The sequence below is a fragment of the Bacillus cereus group sp. MYBK5-2 genome, assembly GCF_051915685.1.
In the GTDB taxonomy this organism is placed as follows: Bacteria; Bacillota; Bacilli; order Bacillales; family Bacillaceae_G; genus Bacillus_A; species Bacillus_A cereus.
Map to the genome: position 1 here is coordinate 1 of NZ_JBQAFE010000010.1, position 18,306 is coordinate 18,306.

Consider the following 18,306-nt stretch of genomic DNA (forward strand, 5'->3'; position numbering starts at 1 on the left):
TCTGACATATCATCATCAAACACATTTCTTCTGTATTTCACGACTAACACAAGGTGATAATACAACAAGAATACTGAATGGTTATTACTATCTAATTTCATTTATATACCACCCTTTATCATTTATAAGACTGATTATATCAGAGGCAAAATAAAAAGGAAAACCTTTTGGCTACGCCAAACCGAAATTCATCTCCCACCTACCGTTGGGCTACGCCCTTCACACGCTTGAGAAAGGAGAATTCTTTCGGGAAATTCGTTAAAACTCTTTTAGATAATCTTTTAAGAGATTCGATAGTTTTATATTTTATATTTTTTTATTGTACATTTTTGCATTTGATGTTAGGATTATGCCTATTAAAATTGAATCCTAACGATTCTTCTTTATAATTTCCATATTTTAATTGTTAAATAAAAATATAGATTCTGATATATATATTCAAAATCAGACCTACAATATCTTTATTTTACAATGATTTCGTGGCATACCTTTAGAATGGAAAGATATATGCAACAACGTGTTAAGGGGTTACAGGAGGAACAAAAATGAGAGACTTTTTTGATGATAAGTACAAAAATATTGAATTAAAAAGGAGGTTAATCAATTTAATAAGTGAAATTAGCGAATTCAAAGGAAAATTAGCTGCTTATCAGGAACAAAACCCTGACATATTTAATAGTTTAGAAAAAACTATACCACTACATTACATAAAAAATTTCACAACTATTTATGAGGATATAAAAGTTCCTAATAAAAGATTAAAAGAACTTATTTTAGATGATATTGTACCTCAAAATATTTCTGAAGATGCTATTTTTTGTTATTATCAAACACTTTCTTTTGTACATAAAAACTCCTGTACTTTATCAATTAATCCAGCAACTATACAGGAATTACATTTTCAACTAATACATTACCTTACCTCTGACAGTGCCAAATGGCGTGAAAAACCTTTTATTATTCCGGGAGTTCCAGAACATGGAATGCACTTGAATAGTTACCGCATTCTTCCGCATGAACTTATCCCACGGTTTATGGAGCAATTATGTGATCAATACAACTCATTAAATACTAGTAAGGGGCTACATTCACTTTTATTAATAGCTCGTTTTATATTAAATTTTTATTGCATAGTCCCTTTCAATCAAGGTAATAACAGGCTGGCATTTATGTTAATGCAATTGCTGTTAATTAAGAGTGGGCATACATTTGTAAAATATGTATGTTTGGATAAATATATTAAGAAAAACGAATCTGATTATTACAATTCGATTTATAAATCTTCGGTGAATTGGTACTGCGAGGAACATAATAATAGCTTTTGGTTAAAAACGTTTTTAACAATTATATTAGAGGCTTACAAAGATCTTCATAACACAGTTCTAGATTCTATATGTAAACATACTAAAGTTGAGAGAATTCAGGATTTTATACTTAAACAAAAACAACCTTTTACTAAGGAAAGTATTCGTAACACTTATCCAGACATTGCAGAAAGTACAATCAGTAAGGCTTTAAATTCCTTGCAAGTGTTTGGCCATATTAAGCTAGTTACAAAAGGAAGAAACGCAACTTGGATTAAGATTTGACCATACTTTCAATACACATGAGGTTTAAAAATTCAATTATAACCTTACCATTGAATTTCATTTTAATTTTAAGCTAATATTACTTTTTTAGTTATTTCTAATTCCAACAAAACATTTTATAGGAAAAGGTCCGCTTTCCCCCGCCTTTTCCTATAATAAAATGAAATATAAACATAAAATAATTGTCGTAAAAAGTCTAATTTTAATATTTTTTCTTTATTTTCTGGTTGTAAACGCTTCTATTTCGTGTTACCATCTTAATCAAACAATAGATGGTCATAAAAATGAAAGTATTTCTTTCCCTTAGAAACATATAAACGTACGGTAATCTCAAGAAAATAAGGCCAAAGCAATATTTGATACCTACCAAAATAACTAATAGGAATTTTGCGCATATATTTTTCTGTTAATTCAGAAAAAAACATTTTGTCCCTAAACAAAATTTGTTAGCGCGCAAACTTTAATTACACTAGAACACCCAAATAAATGTAATGTCTTTTTAATTGAGCATTAAGATATGAAAAAAGAATTCTTCCTACAAAATTCGGCTGATGAACTTAAAAACATCTAAATTACTACCTTAAACGCCATCTATTGTTGACAATATATTTATCAACTATGAAAAAGAGCCTATCAAGGGTTCTTTTTTGTTATAATCATTCAAATTTCAATTCTATCTTGATACTTAGATTCCCCCACAAATCACCTCTACTTTTTTGCTCTCAATTATTAATTTCCGTTCCCAATTTGTTTAAATTTGTGAATAAAATTCCATCTTATAAAAATAATAAATACAACTAATCGTTATATATTAAAGAGGTGTCAATTTTGTCTTTAAATAAAGAGATCTTAGAAACTAAAACAGATAAAAACATTGAAAAGATCCAAACAAGTAACTTAAAAGAACTTAAAAATACATTAGATAACATCTTTGATATTAGTGCAGATTTAATTGAACACCCTTTGCAATTAAAAACAAATACGAATATTCTACTATATTACTTTGAAGGCCTTACTGATGGTGTTGCTTTAAAAGGCAATGTTGTTACACCATTATTACAAGAAGTAAATGAAGACAGTCAAATATTTAATTCTAATATTATCGCTACTCATACCAAAATAGTATATACATGGAATGAAATTAAAGAAGGATTACTTGAAGGTCAATGTGTACTATTTATGGAAGGAGAAAATCGTTCACTTCTAATAAATACAAAAGGCTGGGCAGAGAGAGCAATTCAAGAACCAATTTCAGAAGTTACTATTAAAGGATCTCATGATGGATTTATTGAGAATGCCACAAAAAATATAGGCTTAATTCGTCGATATCTTCCTTCTGCAGAGTTAAAAATCAAAAAGTTGACGATTGGAGAACGAGCAACTTCTGTTGTTTATTTAATTTATTTAGGTGACGTTGCGAATCCAGATGTAGTTCAAGAAATAGAAAACAGAATCTGTAGAATTAAAACGGATGCGGTATTAAGCATTGGTGAACTATCTAATTTTACAAAGGATCAAAATTGGTCTCCTTTTCCACAGGCTTATTTAAGCGAACGCCCAGATGCTATTTCAAACCATATACTTGATGGAAAAGTAGCGGTGTTAATGGATAGATCCCCTGGGGCAATGATTGTTCCAATGAATTTAATTGGATTCTTTCAAACTCCAGATGATTATAATATTCATTGGCTCATTGCATCATTTTTTCGCTTATTACGATTTGCAGGATTTATTATAGCTATTTTTTTACCAGCATTTTATATAGCTATAGTCTCTTTTCACTTTGAAATCATTCCTATAGATTTATACACTTCTATTGCAACGTCAAGAGTCAAAGTCCCTTTCTCTCCCTTATTGGAAGCTTTTATAATGGAAATCACACTAGAAATGCTACGTGAAGCTGGTATTCGCTTACCACAACCAATTGGACAAACCATTGGAATAGTTGGAGGGATTGTAATTGGACAGGCGGCTGTTCAAGCTGGTCTTGTTAGTAACGTTATGGTTATTATCGTATCTATTACAGCCATTGCTTCATTTATTGTTTCTAATTATGATTTATCAAGTTCTATACGCCTTATTCGTTTTCCAATGATGTTATTGGCTTACTTTTATGGGATTGTAGGTATTGTTAGTGGATTAATGCTCTTATTTGCTCATTTTGTTTCACTAACTTCATATGGTTCACCATATGGATTGCCAATCGCGCCATTTCGTCTCCAAGAGTTAAAAGATTCTTTTGTAAGATTTCCTATTTCTATGCTTACCAGCCGTTCGAGTACAGGGCAGCCGAAACAAAGAAAGAAAAAAGAAGGTGGTTAACATGGGAAATCTTAAATTCAAAAATATAACTTTATTCGAATTTATTATTTTCATCCATTCGCTGCAACTTGCATCTGGTATGTTAATTATGCCAAGCCCACTTGCTACTACTGCTGGCACAGATGGCTGGATTTCAATCATTCTTGGATGGATGGTTACTTCTATAATCGGTGTATTTATTATATTAATGTTACAAAAAAATCCCAACAAAAATTTCTCACAAATCTTAAAAACATACTTTGGTAAATGGCTAGGGACGATTCTTTTTCTTTTATATGCCTGTTATCTATTTTTTGCTGGCTTTAATACTTTACTAAAGGCAACTGATATTGTAAAAGTTTGGATATTCCCTTCCGCTCCTGCTTATCAAATCACCATATTACTACTATTACCTTTTATTATTTTAGCTCTGAGTGGGTTAAGGGCTCTTACTAGTTATTCTATGCTTGTTTTCTTCTTCACTACTTGGATGCCACTATTTCTTCTTTTTTCACTAAAGAGTAACTACAACCCTTTACACCTACTACCTATTTTTAAAGAGGGATTATACCCTATTTTAAAGGCAACAAAAGAAACTATTACTCCTTATGCTGGCTTAGAAATTGCATATTATATATATCCGTTCTTACAAAAAAAACAAAAGGCCATAAAGGGACTACTAATAGCTAATACTGGAACCATGATTTTCTATCTATATGTGACTATTCTTTCTTATATATACTTTAGCCCCGAGGGGATAAAAGACGTAATTTGGCCCGTATTTCATTTGTTACAAGGGGTTCGTTTTTCTTTCATGGAACGATTAGAAATTATTTATATCGCTTACTATTTAATTGTATTCTCCACTACTTTATATCCGTATTTATTTTTCAGTTTTGAATCTATGACCATATCACTTCAAAAAAACGCCCGAAATTGGGCGCTGCTTGCTTTTATGTTATTTATAGTGGGGCTATTTATTTTCCTAAATCCCGATGTGGATCAATATTTGTTTATATATTCTCTTATGGATATCTTAAATGTCATTTTCTTTATTCTTTTACCAATCTTATTTTTCGCTTACAGTATTCTTTTTACTTGGGTTACTAGGAGGAAACAACTTTGATTCGAAAATGGATATGGATTGTAATTTGTTGTGTGTATATAATTGGTTGTAGTCAGAGAGTTCCTCTTGAGAAGGTTTCATTAATCCTTTTAATTGGCTTGGATAGAACCTCTAATGGAGACATAAAAGTTGGAACAAGCATACCACTCTTTCATCATAAGCAGCAAAAAAGTACTATAGAACATTGGACACAAGCATCAACTGTATATAATGGATTCAGTAAGATAGATACGAAGTTAACGGGATATCTGACAGCTTCCAAAGCTGAAATCATTTTAATTGGGAAAAAATTAGCGCAAGAAGCAAACTGGTTGCAGGAGCTTGATTCTTCTTACCGTGATCCTTACGCTACCATTAATGCTAAAGTAGTACTTGTAGATGGGCCTGCAGAAGAAATTTTTAAAATTTATAAGTCTAGTAAACCATCACTATCATCTTATATATATGGTGTAATCGAATCCTCAATTCAAAATAACCAATCCGTCTCTTCTACAATTCAGCAATTAATGAGAGAACAAAATGAAGATGGAATGACGCAAACTGTTCCAATTATCAAAAAAACAAAGAATGAAATCGACACAGTAGGAATTGCATTTTTAAATCGAAAAGGGAAATATTTAACTTATATCCCTAAAAAAAATGTTAAATTTTTCAATCTTATAAATAAGCCAAAAAGTAATGGGCGAATGATATTACACCTTGCACTTCCTCCTAAAAATTACAACAAAAAAACATATACTTCTATCTTCGTACAGAACGCGACAAGGAAGGTAGATGTTACTTTTCAAAACGGAAAGTTTGTATTTAATCTCGATATATATGCTAATGTAGCTTTAATAGAAAAAACCAATCCGAATTTAATTAAGGGGTACTATGATAATAAAAAAAATATATATCATTTAAAAAGTGCTATTCAAAAAGAAATTAATAATAATTTACAAAATATATTAAATGAAATACAGCAGAATAAAATTGATCCAATCGGATTATCCCTATATGCTAGAGCTTTTCAATATAAAGAATGGAAAAAAGTAAAAGAAGATTGGGTGCAAGCGTTAGCAGAGGCTAAAATAAATGTAAAGACACACGTCAAAATAAAAGAAACTGGGACCATTAAAAATTAATCTAGCATTTAATAGCATTTCTCAAAGGAATCACATATTGTTTTAGTGATTCCTTTGAGAGAATAATGCTTTGCTTTAACGAAAAGAAAGTATATGCAATTATTCATTTATTTGTTCTAGTTATGAAAATATCTATTCTTGTCAAAAATGCTCAGTTCAAAGAAAAAATCCCTGTCTTCTTCTACTTATCCTATCCGAAAAAGAAACAAGGAAAAGTTTCGATAATTATGTTTTGCTTTAACAATTTTTAACTATTCACCTTCTTGTAGCTACTCCACTAAAGCTCCTGCTTCTATAATAAAAGCTCAAAAAGAGAATTCACTTTTCAAATCCAACCTATCGAATCAATTATTGTCTAATAATACCACACCATCTTTATCAACTCATTTTAGAATATTTGAACAATAATTTTATATACAAGCTCTGCATAAATTATTCATTTTCATTTATATAAGGCCTACATTTTTACTTCTGATAAATTATCAAATATTGAATTATTATACACAAACCTAAAAACACGAGGTATTTTGTAGAATTTTGTCTATCAATATGTATGTACACCCTTATGTAGTGGATATAGACTGTGAGGTGTAAGGAGGTACCTTACAAAATAACGAAAAGGAGATTATAAAATGATTAGATTAACGAAAATCTCAAAGTTAGCATTTGCAACATTAATTGTGGGAAGTAGTTTAAGCGTCTTTATGTCGTCACACAGTGTACAGGCTGACACCTTAGATCATAATTACCAAGACACTCAAAAATTCATACCACCTTCTAGTGCTAGACAAACATTGGAACAAAAAAACAATATTGTTCCAGAATCAAAAATTATTAAAAACCATTATGTAAAATATTCTAAAGCACATTTCCAAACTAAAGAAAGTATACCAAAAGAGATTTATTATTCTTCAGAAGGCTTTAAGGGCTATATACAAGCTAGTACCGTTTGGGATATGGGAGATCATTTCGCAACGCTATATTCCGGAACCGTTATTCGATGTTAGACTTTTAATCCCTTCTCTCCTAATGCTTATAATGATCAATTGCTCACTGCCAATACCGTAATATCTATTGTTCAAAAAATAAACCACAAAATCTTTCGATTTCATGGTTTATCAAATATAAAGATAATGCTAAACGAATACTCTAACATTACCTTCCCCAAAGTTAATTATAGAGTATTTTCAAAAAAAAGACACTCTTGTAGTGTCTTTTTCATAAGTATTTAAACTTACACCCATCATACTTTGTTTTTGAATTTGATTAATATCTAGTGCCCTTCCATTCAGACCTTAATAATGAATATTGATATTCATCAATCCATTGCCCTTTTAGCATATAATTCTGTAATAAATGCCCCTCTCTCCTCATACCCACACGTTCTAGCACAGAAATAGACTTGTTATTTCGAACATCCGAAAAGGCAATCACTTTATGTTTCCGTAATGAATGAAATATGTAATTCAATAAAGCACAAACAGCCTCAGTCCCATATCCATTTCCCTGATATTCTGGAGAAAGAGTAAATCCAATTTCTACGATACGAGAATCACTTAAAAGTGTGTGAAGTGCACAATCTCCAATTATTTTGTTATTTTCAGCCAAAGCAATTGCGAATTGGAACCAAGTACCTGGTTGATTAGGATTATTTTTAATTTGTTCATTTATAAACGTTTTTGCTTCATAATATTGATAGTTTTCCCATGACTGAAATTTAGCCACTGCTGGATTAGAACGATAAAAATGAAAGTGATTAGTGTCATCAATACTAAATCTTCTCAAAATAATACGATCTGTTTTCTCAAAAACTTGATTATATTTCCCCATAACCTTTTCCTCTTTTCTCTACATTTTCTGTGATCTAGATTTCGTTACATCATAAATTTTTAAGTTTTATTTTTTCATTACATATTCGTATTTTATTTACATAAACAAAAGTAAAGTAAATTCTCTATCATTATTGTATATTTAAAAAGAATTCCGCCTACTAACACCTTATTGTTGCGGCTATTCACTTATTTCAATATGATACTTTTCCATCTCGTATATGCAATAGACAATGATAGCCAAACTCCAACTGACACCATAATAATTATGTGTGTAGAAGTCATATCCCGCCTTAATACCTTTCTCTATTACAACCAATGTAAATCCTAAAGCCACCCATTTGTTAATTTTCATTTTAATAAACGTTAAAGAGATAATTATTAAAAATAAAATATTTGTAAGATGATTTATCATTAGCTCATATTTTTGAATGTATACTGCCATTATACAAGCAACGATACTAGTCGCAATGCCAAAGGCAACCACCGCTCCCCAAATCCTGTCCGAAAGTTCCACTCCTAAGCCAGTCCCTTCCTAAATAAATATCCTTTTCTTTAATTCGTTTCTACACCCTATTCAAGGTATGCTAAATTATCCTTGTCTGATGAATATCTATTTATCTTTTCATATAGAGCAAACAAAATTTTTACTCATAATTTTTTCTTTATTCTTGATATTAAGACTGTTTTTATGAGCATTTCGTATAAGTATGATGTAACTGATTAAAGCCATTTTCAAAGACGACATATCGGCGATAATTTATGTCTATTTTATATTGGTGTTAGCAAGTTCGTTTGCAAACTTGTTAGCACTTTTTTATTTAGATAATACACACACCTTCTTACATACTGATTATTTTCCCATTGAAGTACTTACGTTCTAAGGATATACCTTTATTTCATGTAATTACATTGGAGAAGTATAGTAAAGTGGAGGTCATTCGTTTCAATTCCGGAACAGTTCATTGGAAATAACGAGATTCTTAACTAATTAAATAAAGTTCCGAAATCACTAGTTACAGATGATACATAAGAACCACTTGAACAAGAACTAATAGATTCAATGCAAATTTAAAAAGAAATATTGGTTTCACATTACCGTAATAACTGTATATCAATACGAATACATAAACACTATCCATATTGATATACAAATTTATCTTAGCTAGAGAGAGAAGCTCCTACATCACCAATCCCTTGAATCATGTCAATTTTTACGTTAATTCTGTTTGGTGATCCTATAAGATTATCTGTTGAATTGCTTTCTACTTTTATATTTGGTCCAATAATAGTAACTAGATCTTTGCTAATGTGCAGTATAAAACCTTTGATATGAATATCTTCTAAAAATAATATAATGTACAAATTGGTTAGTTGATAATCACATAGTAATTTTTTAATTTCAGTTGTTTTTATTTCAATATTATTAAATGTATCTATTTGGTAATGAGATTCTTTTTGACTATATAATAATTGCGAATTATCTTGCGATAGTATGAATTTTTTAGGGGTTGGTGGATTTTTAAAAATATCACTTAATCTTAATAAAACACGAGAGGATTTTGGGGTTTTTAATGGTTTTGCAGAAGCATCAGTGGATTCTTGAGGTCTTATTGGTTTTACAGAAGTGTCAGGTGATTCTTGAGGCCTTATTGGTTCTGTTGAAGTATCAGGTGATTCTTGAGACCTTATTCGTTCTGTTGAAGTATCAGGTGATTCTTGAGACCTTATTCGTTCTGTTGAAGTATCAGGTAATTCCTGAGGCCCCGATGAATATGCAAAAGTTTTTGGTGGAATAAAAAACGGGATAGGTTTTATATCAAATAATTTAAATTGAGTATTTTTTTGATTTGAACAGAACTTACACATATAATCCCCTCCTATAAAAGTTTGTATTATATTGTAAACATGACTTGTATAAAAGTGATAGTGCAATTACCTAAAATATTAATATTACTTATATTTGAGGTAATTGCACTATCACTAGGCTTGTATGTAATTAAATTCAAATTCTTCATTTGATAAATCATTTATACAAATTTTATATAATATTAAAAAAATGCACTAGGATTACAAATACCTAGTGCATTTTTAAGCTTGCTAATTACGCTCCTCGATCATCACTAACTGATAAAATACTACTAATTTTTACACTAATTTGGTTAGGATTTTCAAGTGCATTTCCATTATCATTACTTTCTACTTCTACGCCTTCTCCATTACCACGACGAAGCGTAACAAAAGTTTCTCCGATTCGAGTAATAAGACCTTCTACGTGGAATGAAGGTAAAAATAATACAACTCTTGCTCCTACTAATTGAAATGCGCGTAACAAAGTACGGATTTCATCTTCATGATGTTCTGCCATTTTCATCAACCTTTCCTTTAAAATTTATAAAGTAGTGAAGAAGTCTTTTTGAATCAAACCTACTTACTATATGAAATGAAAACTAGTAAAGTAAATCTCATCTTATTTTAGAACTGCCTCACTGCTTTATAAGATAGACTATGTTTTTGATTAGAATTTGCTTAGACTTGATCACTATTGATATAAAAACAAACGTCCTCACTATTTATTCAGAAAATTCAGATAATATTTTTAGAGGAACTTTCTATGAAAAATCTTGATAATTTCCTTACCAAAAATTACGATAATTTTCTATTTATTAAGTCAGATAAACTAGAATAGCAAACAAGAATATTCCTCCTTATAAAAGTGAATTTCTCTTTACTTCACAGCAATTAACTTTGAATTTGCTATGATATAAAACATTTAGCCTTTAGAGTGTGTTGCACCATTTACATTTTTATCCATCGCAACATCTTCTAATGGCTTTCCTACATCATTTGTAGGTCCGTGATATCTAATTTCATAAGAAGGAGTGACTTTCATTTCTTCACGCGTCATTCCAAACTGCCTATATAAACGTACACATTCCAGAACACCTTCTCATTTTTTCTACGTTGCTACTCTATCGATTTTGGATAAGAAAGATAATTGTTTAGTCATGTAAGACCACTCCTTTTTATTTTTTATTACTTTTGTCTTAATGCTCCGCGTCTAGGTTCATAACAAGGTCTATCCATCCTCATTAAATACTCAATTTCACGAGTGCTTAATTTCTCTTTTCGTTTTTTCTTAGTTTTCTTTTTTGTCTGATTCGATTTCTTTTTCCATTCACGTAATTGATCTCTTAACCCCTTCATTTCCCCATCTCCATCTCCCTTTTCAAAACAAAAAGGACACCAATTCATTAAAACAGCTTTCATTGCTGCTTTAATGAATTGGTGTCCTCTAGTTTTCTAGCCGGACTATATTTTATTTTTGTTCACCTTACAAAATTCAATCCTTCAGTATGGATTGTACTGTTAGATTTCTTATCACGTCGGGACCCGACTATCATAATTGTAACATCACTATTAAATATCTGTGTCATTATATCGACAACCTTTAACAGGAAAACCATTTTCATCAACACTGTCAGGCATTGGCATACCGTTCTCATCTGTACACCATGATTGGCTTTGGAATGCTAAAAAATATGCTACCCATTTATTTTCAGTTGGAAAGTGCAGTAAAAAACCTCCATCATGCCAAGTTCCATTTTCCTTAACCTCTATCTCACTATTCCCTTGCATCATATGTATATTATCTATACCACCTGGAAATGTTGTACCATAGACATATATAATAGCGGAATCGTTTAATTCTTTTGCCTTTTTCATATTTTTATCGATAAATTCATTCAAGTCATTGTTCTCTCCAGGCTTATTAAAACTAACAACTTGCATTTTATGAGGATCAAACAAATTACCCCTAATATAATCTAATGCTATATCAGGATTTATACCTTGATGATAATCAATTTTATGAAAATCCGATTCCATTTTAGGAAGTATTGTAATTGATTTGGCGTTAAAATCTTCATCGGCATAGTATAACAAATCTGGACTATTAGCTTCTTTCGAACGAACATTTATTTTAACACTATACTCCTTATTTTGTTCTGTCTTAACTTTCACCTCATAATGTGGATTATGATGATTATTTGCATTTCTATCCGGATGCGTATCCTCTACTTTTCCTATTAGAACGCCATAATTCATTTTTATTCCCTCCATAATTACAATTTACTTTTCTACATTGAATGTAATTTAAAAATATAAATGAGATGTCTATAAGAAGATCTCCCTGTTTTAAAATTTATCTTCATCATGAACATTCTCAAAAAATCCTCCGGTAAACCTATGTTTTCCACCTCGGCGTAATATTTTTTCTAGACCATCCATATCTCCCGAAGCAAATACAGGAATAGGCACTGTATTTATATTCTCCATGTACTCAGGTAATAACGATCTTAACGCGATATCCATTCTTATTTCGCCTGCACGCATTAAAGTATTAATCTCACTGTCATGAAAGCTATCTAAATCAGTACGAAGACCAGCTAACAGACTTTCAACCTCCTTAGAACGGGTTGGTAATTTATAATCAGGTAAAGATGTTTTATCATTATAAAAAGGATTATTATTCTTTTCGAATAAAGATTGAATAGGTTTACTAAGAATAAGTTGCAATCCTGGATATTTTTTGTAATCTAAGGTTTTTAATAATCTTCTCCTTAAAACTACAATTTGACTATTAGATGTATCTAAAATCCGTTTAGTTAATTCAAAATGTGAAGGTACTTCATCTTCCTTCCAAAATTTCTCAGATGCAGAAGCATCTAAAACAAGGTAAATTTCATCAATACTTGCATCTGGGTCGGGAATAAATTTCATGGGCTCTTTTCTATGTTTTGTATTTGAAGGGGAACTACTGTTTTTGTTCTCACCATCCGAAATTAATATTGGCTCAGTCCCGATATTATCAAATACTCCTCCATCAGAAAACCAGAGCGTGTCAAATTTTAGCAAAGGATTGCCTTGCATCCTATTTTCTGGATCACTAAAATTTCTTCCCTCTAATGATAGTGATATAGGTGCAAATAAAACTGGAAAAGCAGCTGAGGTCGCAACAGCATAAGAGACTGTAATATCATCAAAATCAAGTGATTTTCCAATAAGTGTTCCATATATTTCTTGATTGGAAAAATAAAACATCCTCATTGTATCTAAACACGTTGTATTACAGTACCATTTTATAGGAGAATTTTCTAATTCCTTCATTCTTACCCCTTCACATAAGTATTTATCTAACATTGTCGGAAAGGCTTTACTGCATTTTTCACGAATGGACTTGAAAGATAATGCTTGTTTTGTAAACGAGTTCGTGAGTAACTTTGTACGAAGGTCTAATTGTCCTAATTTTACCAATGGATTTACTACGCGTTCTTCAAAATCATTTACATTACGGAATGATCCACCTTTATGTAAAGCAAGCATAATAGCAGCGGCAGTAATGCTGCCACCTGAAACAGAACTAATACTATTTACACATTGATCTAGCTTGCATTCAACTAAACGTTTATATCCCCCTAATGCATAAAAGGTCGCTCTAAATCCACCTCCAGAAAACGCTAATTTTAGCTCCTTCTTCATCTATGATTCCTCCTTAACTATTCCACCCATAAAGTTCGAGTAAAGATATGCGCGACGTTTAAATATAAAATATTTATTAGTAATAAAATAATTCATGGAATCTATTACTTACATGTGATACATTCCATTCAATAGATTAAAAATTAGTTTTATTTTTTTCTGATAATCAAACTTCTATCTGTACTCTTTCCCATGATATTTAATAAACCCTACAGGGCGATGAGTAAAGTGTATTACCGCATACCCTGGATTACCTTCGCTTGGTGTCGCAGTAGTTTTATCTAAATACTCACCTTGTAATTCAATTTCTTCTCCCTCTTCTAAATCTGGGATACGATTTGCTATTCCTAAATTATCTCCATAACGAATTGCACAAAATACTATGGTATCGACGGTTAATGATTCTGGTAATCCTTGAGCATCAATAAGTTCTACTTGATCAACTATAATATGTTGATGAGTACCCCCTTGAGGGTTTGTATCATCTTCTTCCACTTGTTTTATGATTCCTTTAACATGTACAATAGGACCGTGATGTGATAATGGATGTCGATGATGCTCCATAGGATGGTCAGCTAAAGTGTGGCCATAATGAGGATGTCGTTTTAAATTTTCAATCATAATTCTACCTCTAAATTTTATTATAGATATTGCCCTTTCTTGTTCAATCTTTTGTATGTTATATCAAGATTATTCATTTTTTATTTATATTAGTATAAATAGAAATTCAAAGAATACCTTATAAAAAAGGACACCTATTCTTAAAACAGCTTTCATTGCTGCTTTAATGAATTGGTGTCCTCTAGTTTTCTAGCTGGACTGAATTTATTTTATGATACTTGACTGCATGAAAAGATTCATCCATGCTTTATCTAATCTGTCTTTCTCATATTTTTGTATAGCCTTTGCGCGACGAGAAATTGCTTTTTTTAATTTCTTCTTTTTTAAATTAGTCAATCCTCTCACTCCTTCGTATGGAACGGTTTACTGTCCATTTTAGGGCGTTTTCATTAATTTAATACCCTATTACATTCAAAAAACTGCTCAAATGGAAATTGTACCTATATAATTTCAAAAGGATTATTTTGTTTGAATTTTCATAAAACATTTTTTAAAATTCCTCAATATTGGAAATAGCTATATAATAAAAATGATTAGATGTTAGGAGTGCTATAAATGCCTGATATGATTAAAGTCTGTATTGTAATAGTCGTTGCCTTATTTTTAATGTTTTCCATAATATCAGAGTTTAAAAAACCTCAAAAAGGTGTGTTTTGGTTCTCGATTGACGTAATGTTTCTCCTTGTAGCTTTTTTACTAATAAAAGACTATATCGTCAAACATATAACATAATCACTTTAATAAAACTCAATATTCCTTCAATACTATAGACAACCCATTTTTCAAACCATATTCCATAAACCAAGCAGTTAGCTTTAGCTAGCTGCTTTTTTATTAAACGGATAAAATTCGATATTCTAACAATACTACTCATAATACAACTTGAGCAGTTAACTTTTATTAGCTGCTCTTTATTTGTACAAGGTACTCAATTGACTGGCGCACATATAATATCCTGAGTTCCTTTCTTTATAAAATAGTCGTTATAAAATGAGACTCGTCACGAGAGCACTTTACTAAGTGCTCTTTTTATATTCCAACTTAATACAAAATGAAAGTTTGATTAAGCTTATTTTTACTACCGCATAACATGTTTAATTCTGCTTATAATATAGTTATAACTTAAAGTTACATATCATTTACTTGTAGGGTCTAATTTTTTTTGTACAACAAGCAGTTAGCTAATTAAGCTGGCTGCTTTGTTGTGCAAAAAGAAGTTTTTATACGATTTTAAACACATTTAAAAATAAATTCATATGATATTACGTATTCCTCTCTTTTACAAAATGGTTTTTGGTCAAAAGAGCACTTTTATGAAGTGCTCTTTTCTCATGGAATTAAAGCTCTACAAAATAGCGTTTTTGTTTAGTTTCAATCTAAAAGTAAAATTTTCATTTTTTCATTCCACCGAGTTCATAACATATTCTTTTCCCCCGATAAAATAATGATTGGATGTCTCATGCGCACTTTATCCACTGGAAATAATACCTTTCACGTACTTACGTATTAGAAACTTCATTTTTGCTTCTTCTGCAATAGCAATTTTGTTCATTTTTTTGATACATTTATGAAACATTCACATGTTATCTTCAATATGTTCTATTCTTTTTGAAAAACCATGTGAGAATACCAAAACAAAAAGCCCTAGAGCCCTAATTCTAGGGCTTTTTGTTTTCAAATAAGGATTTTGTATTAAATCTGCACCAAGTTTAAGAAGCATACATACCATATCTTGTGCACCTTTTTTATATAAATCTTGTTCATTGGGCGCCTTTAAAAGCGCTCTTTTTTTTGAAAGACTACACAAAGAGAAAAAAAACGCATACAATGTCACGATTCTTTTTCATTGTAAGTTTGGGTGGAAGAGCGTCCTCCAGGACGCTCTTTATATTTGTTTATAAACAAATAATTTACTTAAAAATACTCACAGTTTGTATAAACCAAACATATATTTACATAGACAAGACATAGCTTTTTATTAAACATGCACAATTTTTGTGCATGTTTTTTTATTTAACAAAAATTACATATTTTTTAGTTCAGATTATGTTAAGATTTACTTCGTATTCGAATTATGGTTTCGTATCTAATTCAGCAATATGTGAACTGTTTACCTAAAGAAAAGACACCCAAAAGGTGTCTTTTCTTCTTTTAACCTGAAAAATATTTTCCTTTTCAGTAAGATCCAATTATCCCTCTAATCTAAACCTCATATTTAGAAGGAATTTAATCAAGGTATTCAAGAGTTTTCACCTATTTCAATAGGCCTATAATTTAATTTCAAATCACATTTCCAGCACTATATTTGCTTTCTTACAGATTTTCTATCTTGTTCTTAATTCTGTCAAAATCCTCATGTAGCTATACAAAGAATATATGCTATTATAATTCTAAGAAACTATGTGTTCCCTTAACCCTGTATTTTTACAGGGTCTTTGTGTATTTTCTTCACTTTTATTGGCTTATAAGAGTTAATACACAACCATTTTCAATTAAAACCGTTTAAATGTTAGTTAGAATTTGAAATAATATATCTATTAGCTTTTTTAACAAATGAAATCTACTATTAGATTTCTAAATGTATACTGTACTAAGCACCGATTAACACTACACAAATAGTGTTAACTATGTTAATTGAATATTGGTAATAGTAAGTATAAATATTATCAATTTACTATATCTTACATTTATGTAAAAATAGATGTATGTTAAGCTTATTCAAAATCTTTCCCCTAATAAAGATTTGAAGTAGCATTTCATGATTCTCCTTACTGTTAATATGCCTTGAAAAAGAACCCTATAGGGTTCTTTTTCTTTTCATTATAACCTCAGTAAGTCCTTATTTAACATGTAAAAAGGACTGCTAATTACCTGCAGCCCTTTACACTTTAATATACACTTGTATTAAATACTTAACACTTTATCGTTTTCCGACAGAAGACTCCTTCTTCAAAAATGTGAAGGTGTGAAACACCAATTTTAGGTGGGAGATGAATGTCGGTTGGCATAAGCCAACATGTTTGTTATCATTTACTTATACAGATTGCTCTTCGAAAACTGAAGATATGAGGTTGGTTGCAGAAAAACGTTGCAACCGTAAAATCTTCAACGTTCTATCGCCCCATGTTTGCCGAAGTTGCGAAAACCAAGCTAAAGTAGGGAGTGTGGTGCGTTAACGCACAAGATACTTATGTTCTCACCGTAGGGACTACGGGTAGAGCCTGCTAAGATAACCGGTGGATACACCGGTGTTCGCAGGAATCTCCCACTTCAAAAAGTCCGTAAGGGCGTTAAGTGGTGAGTAGTTCAATGTATTAGACATTCAGACATACTAAACATGCCATTATCATTTAGACATATAACACTTCAAAGTTTAGAAGTATACAATAACAAATCTTTCCCAGCTTCCAGCTACATAACTAGTAGCTGTTAATTCTCTACCACCATTTGCTGATATATACCTACCATTACTGAGTGCTTGTAATACATATATCCTATTGTCTCCACCATTATATAAGATAAACTTTTCCCATGCCCCAATTGATGTACGATCTGCTACTACTCTACCATTTGGCTCAAACGAAACATACTTCCCATTACTTTTGGCTTTTAAAGCGTACGTATATAATTCTCCAGTCGGAATTAATTCAAATTTCTCCCATTCATTAACTACATTACGATTTGCTGTTACATTTCCCAAAGGCTCAGCAGAAACATATTGTAAATTTGCTGCCTGTATAGCAACTGTCCAACTTCCATTAAATAAATTCACGCCTTTTAGTGAACCTACTTTTGATAGATTCGCTGCCGATACATCATTCAATGGTGTAATCATCAATATCATTAAAACCATCGGCAACATCATTAAAACTAACTTTTTTGAGATTGTATTACCACTTGCACGTGTTATGAACCTCTTCATTCCCATTCCTCCCTTAATATACATAGCACTCATATATATCATACCAAATATGTAAAATATTGTAATGATTGAGAGGGTTTATCAACAAATACCTTACTATTCTGTTTCTTTTTTCTCAAATCTATAGCACTTAAACATGTATCAATTTTCAAGCACATTTTTTAAATTTTTTCCCCCTAATAAACAAATGTAGTAGTTGATGGCAATGAGAGTATATACAAAAGAGAGAGTATTTTCATTTCACTTTTCTTTA

At 30.9% G+C, this 18,306-nt stretch carries 16 protein-coding genes and 1 pseudogene; 5 read left to right on the top strand and 12 right to left on the bottom strand.

Going from position 1 to position 18,306, the window contains the following annotated elements; all coding sequences use genetic code 11:
• Nucleotides 1-101 (bottom strand): transposase (locus ACTFP3_RS24770; protein WP_170925762.1); only part of this gene is annotated, 101 nt, incomplete at its 3' end.
• A gap of 444 nt (nucleotides 102-545) precedes the next feature.
• On the opposite strand from ACTFP3_RS24770, the gene ACTFP3_RS24775 reads away from it, so the two are divergent.
• The 5 genes from ACTFP3_RS24775 to ACTFP3_RS24795 all read left to right on the top strand — a co-directional run bounded on the left by ACTFP3_RS24775 (nucleotide 546) and on the right by ACTFP3_RS24795 (nucleotide 7,147).
• On the top strand, nucleotides 546-1,589 hold the full coding sequence (locus tag ACTFP3_RS24775; RefSeq protein ID WP_048538655.1) for a Fic family protein: 1,044 nt from the start codon (nucleotides 546-548) through the stop codon (nucleotides 1,587-1,589).
• Between the two features lie 828 nt (nucleotides 1,590-2,417).
• Nucleotides 2,418-3,911, top strand: a complete 1,494-nt coding sequence (locus ACTFP3_RS24780) for a spore germination protein (RefSeq protein WP_440011485.1) — start codon at nucleotides 2,418-2,420, stop codon at nucleotides 3,909-3,911.
• A 1-nt stretch (nucleotide 3,912) separates the two neighbouring features.
• On the top strand, nucleotides 3,913-5,016 hold the full coding sequence (locus ACTFP3_RS24785; RefSeq protein WP_326037050.1) for an endospore germination permease: 1,104 nt from the start codon (nucleotides 3,913-3,915) through the stop codon (nucleotides 5,014-5,016).
• Nucleotides 5,013-6,140: a Ger(x)C family spore germination protein gene (locus tag ACTFP3_RS24790; protein ID WP_440011486.1), complete on the top strand. Its 1,128-nt coding sequence runs from the start codon at nucleotides 5,013-5,015 to the stop codon at nucleotides 6,138-6,140. The genes ACTFP3_RS24785 and ACTFP3_RS24790 overlap by 4 nt, the downstream gene beginning before the upstream one ends.
• Nucleotides 6,141-6,772: 632 nt before the next feature.
• Complete coding sequence (locus ACTFP3_RS24795; RefSeq protein WP_098905920.1) at nucleotides 6,773-7,147, top strand: hypothetical protein; 375 nt, start codon at nucleotides 6,773-6,775, stop codon at nucleotides 7,145-7,147.
• A 259-nt stretch (nucleotides 7,148-7,406) separates the two neighbouring features.
• On the opposite strand, the gene ACTFP3_RS24800 is transcribed toward ACTFP3_RS24795, so the two are convergent.
• The 11 genes and pseudogenes from ACTFP3_RS24800 to ACTFP3_RS24850 all read right to left on the bottom strand — a co-directional run bounded on the left by ACTFP3_RS24800 (nucleotide 7,407) and on the right by ACTFP3_RS24850 (nucleotide 18,053).
• On the bottom strand, nucleotides 7,407-7,970 hold the full coding sequence (locus tag ACTFP3_RS24800) for a GNAT family N-acetyltransferase (protein WP_440011487.1): 564 nt from the start codon (nucleotides 7,968-7,970) through the stop codon (nucleotides 7,407-7,409).
• Between the two features lie 180 nt (nucleotides 7,971-8,150).
• Nucleotides 8,151-8,486: a hypothetical protein gene (locus ACTFP3_RS24805; RefSeq protein ID WP_440011489.1), complete on the bottom strand. Its 336-nt coding sequence runs from the start codon at nucleotides 8,484-8,486 to the stop codon at nucleotides 8,151-8,153.
• 644 nt (nucleotides 8,487-9,130) lie between these two features.
• Entirely contained in the window at nucleotides 9,131-9,838 is a 708-nt protein-coding gene (locus ACTFP3_RS24810; RefSeq protein ID WP_440011490.1) for a hypothetical protein, read from the bottom strand.
• A 235-nt stretch (nucleotides 9,839-10,073) separates the two neighbouring features.
• Nucleotides 10,074-10,343 (bottom strand): hypothetical protein, encoded by a 270-nt coding sequence (locus ACTFP3_RS24815; RefSeq protein WP_016512752.1) that lies wholly within the window; start codon nucleotides 10,341-10,343, stop codon nucleotides 10,074-10,076.
• A 438-nt stretch (nucleotides 10,344-10,781) separates the two neighbouring features.
• A pseudogene (locus tag ACTFP3_RS24820) lies at nucleotides 10,782-10,979 on the bottom strand (ArpU family phage packaging/lysis transcriptional regulator); the annotation flags it as partial.
• 26 nt (nucleotides 10,980-11,005) lie between these two features.
• Entirely contained in the window at nucleotides 11,006-11,176 is a 171-nt protein-coding gene (locus ACTFP3_RS24825; protein WP_087965850.1) for a hypothetical protein, read from the bottom strand.
• 213 nt (nucleotides 11,177-11,389) lie between these two features.
• Complete coding sequence (locus ACTFP3_RS24830; protein ID WP_097998763.1) at nucleotides 11,390-12,076, bottom strand: YukJ family protein; 687 nt, start codon at nucleotides 12,074-12,076, stop codon at nucleotides 11,390-11,392.
• Nucleotides 12,077-12,166: 90 nt separating this feature from the next.
• The gene (locus ACTFP3_RS24835; protein WP_440011492.1) at nucleotides 12,167-13,510 is read right to left on the bottom strand and encodes a patatin-like phospholipase family protein; all 1,344 of its coding nucleotides are present in this window, start codon (nucleotides 13,508-13,510) and stop codon (nucleotides 12,167-12,169) included.
• A 174-nt stretch (nucleotides 13,511-13,684) separates the two neighbouring features.
• Complete coding sequence (locus ACTFP3_RS24840; RefSeq protein ID WP_098906677.1) at nucleotides 13,685-14,131, bottom strand: hypothetical protein; 447 nt, start codon at nucleotides 14,129-14,131, stop codon at nucleotides 13,685-13,687.
• Between the two features lie 204 nt (nucleotides 14,132-14,335).
• The gene (locus ACTFP3_RS24845; protein WP_141402337.1) at nucleotides 14,336-14,467 is read right to left on the bottom strand and encodes a DUF3983 domain-containing protein; all 132 of its coding nucleotides are present in this window, start codon (nucleotides 14,465-14,467) and stop codon (nucleotides 14,336-14,338) included.
• 3,037 nt (nucleotides 14,468-17,504) lie between these two features.
• Nucleotides 17,505-18,053, bottom strand: coding sequence for a fascin domain-containing protein (locus ACTFP3_RS24850; RefSeq protein ID WP_440011494.1), 549 nt, complete (start codon nucleotides 18,051-18,053; stop codon nucleotides 17,505-17,507).
• Nucleotides 18,054-18,306 lie beyond the last annotated feature (253 nt).

Bases quoted from the DNA above. Each gene is read 5' to 3' on its own strand.
- ACTFP3_RS24815 (WP_016512752.1), bottom strand. From the start codon at position 10,343: ATGAAAATGGCAGAACATCATGAAGATGAAATCCGTACTTTGTTACGC.
- ACTFP3_RS24800 (WP_440011487.1), bottom strand. From the start codon at position 7,970: ATGGGGAAATATAATCAAGTTTTTGAGAAAACAGATCGTATTATTTTG.
- ACTFP3_RS24830 (WP_097998763.1), bottom strand. From the start codon at position 12,076: ATGAATTATGGCGTTCTAATAGGAAAAGTAGAGGATACGCATCCGGAT.
- ACTFP3_RS24850 (WP_440011494.1), bottom strand. From the start codon at position 18,053: ATGAAGAGGTTCATAACACGTGCAAGTGGTAATACAATCTCAAAAAAG.
- ACTFP3_RS24775 (WP_048538655.1), top strand. From the start codon at position 546: ATGAGAGACTTTTTTGATGATAAGTACAAAAATATTGAATTAAAAAGG.
- ACTFP3_RS24810 (WP_440011490.1), bottom strand. From the start codon at position 9,838: ATGTGTAAGTTCTGTTCAAATCAAAAAAATACTCAATTTAAATTATTT.
- ACTFP3_RS24840 (WP_098906677.1), bottom strand. From the start codon at position 14,131: ATGATTGAAAATTTAAAACGACATCCTCATTATGGCCACACTTTAGCT.
- ACTFP3_RS24795 (WP_098905920.1), top strand. From the start codon at position 6,773: ATGATTAGATTAACGAAAATCTCAAAGTTAGCATTTGCAACATTAATT.
- ACTFP3_RS24785 (WP_326037050.1), top strand. From the start codon at position 3,913: ATGGGAAATCTTAAATTCAAAAATATAACTTTATTCGAATTTATTATT.
- ACTFP3_RS24835 (WP_440011492.1), bottom strand. From the start codon at position 13,510: ATGAAGAAGGAGCTAAAATTAGCGTTTTCTGGAGGTGGATTTAGAGCG.
- ACTFP3_RS24825 (WP_087965850.1), bottom strand. From the start codon at position 11,176: ATGAAGGGGTTAAGAGATCAATTACGTGAATGGAAAAAGAAATCGAAT.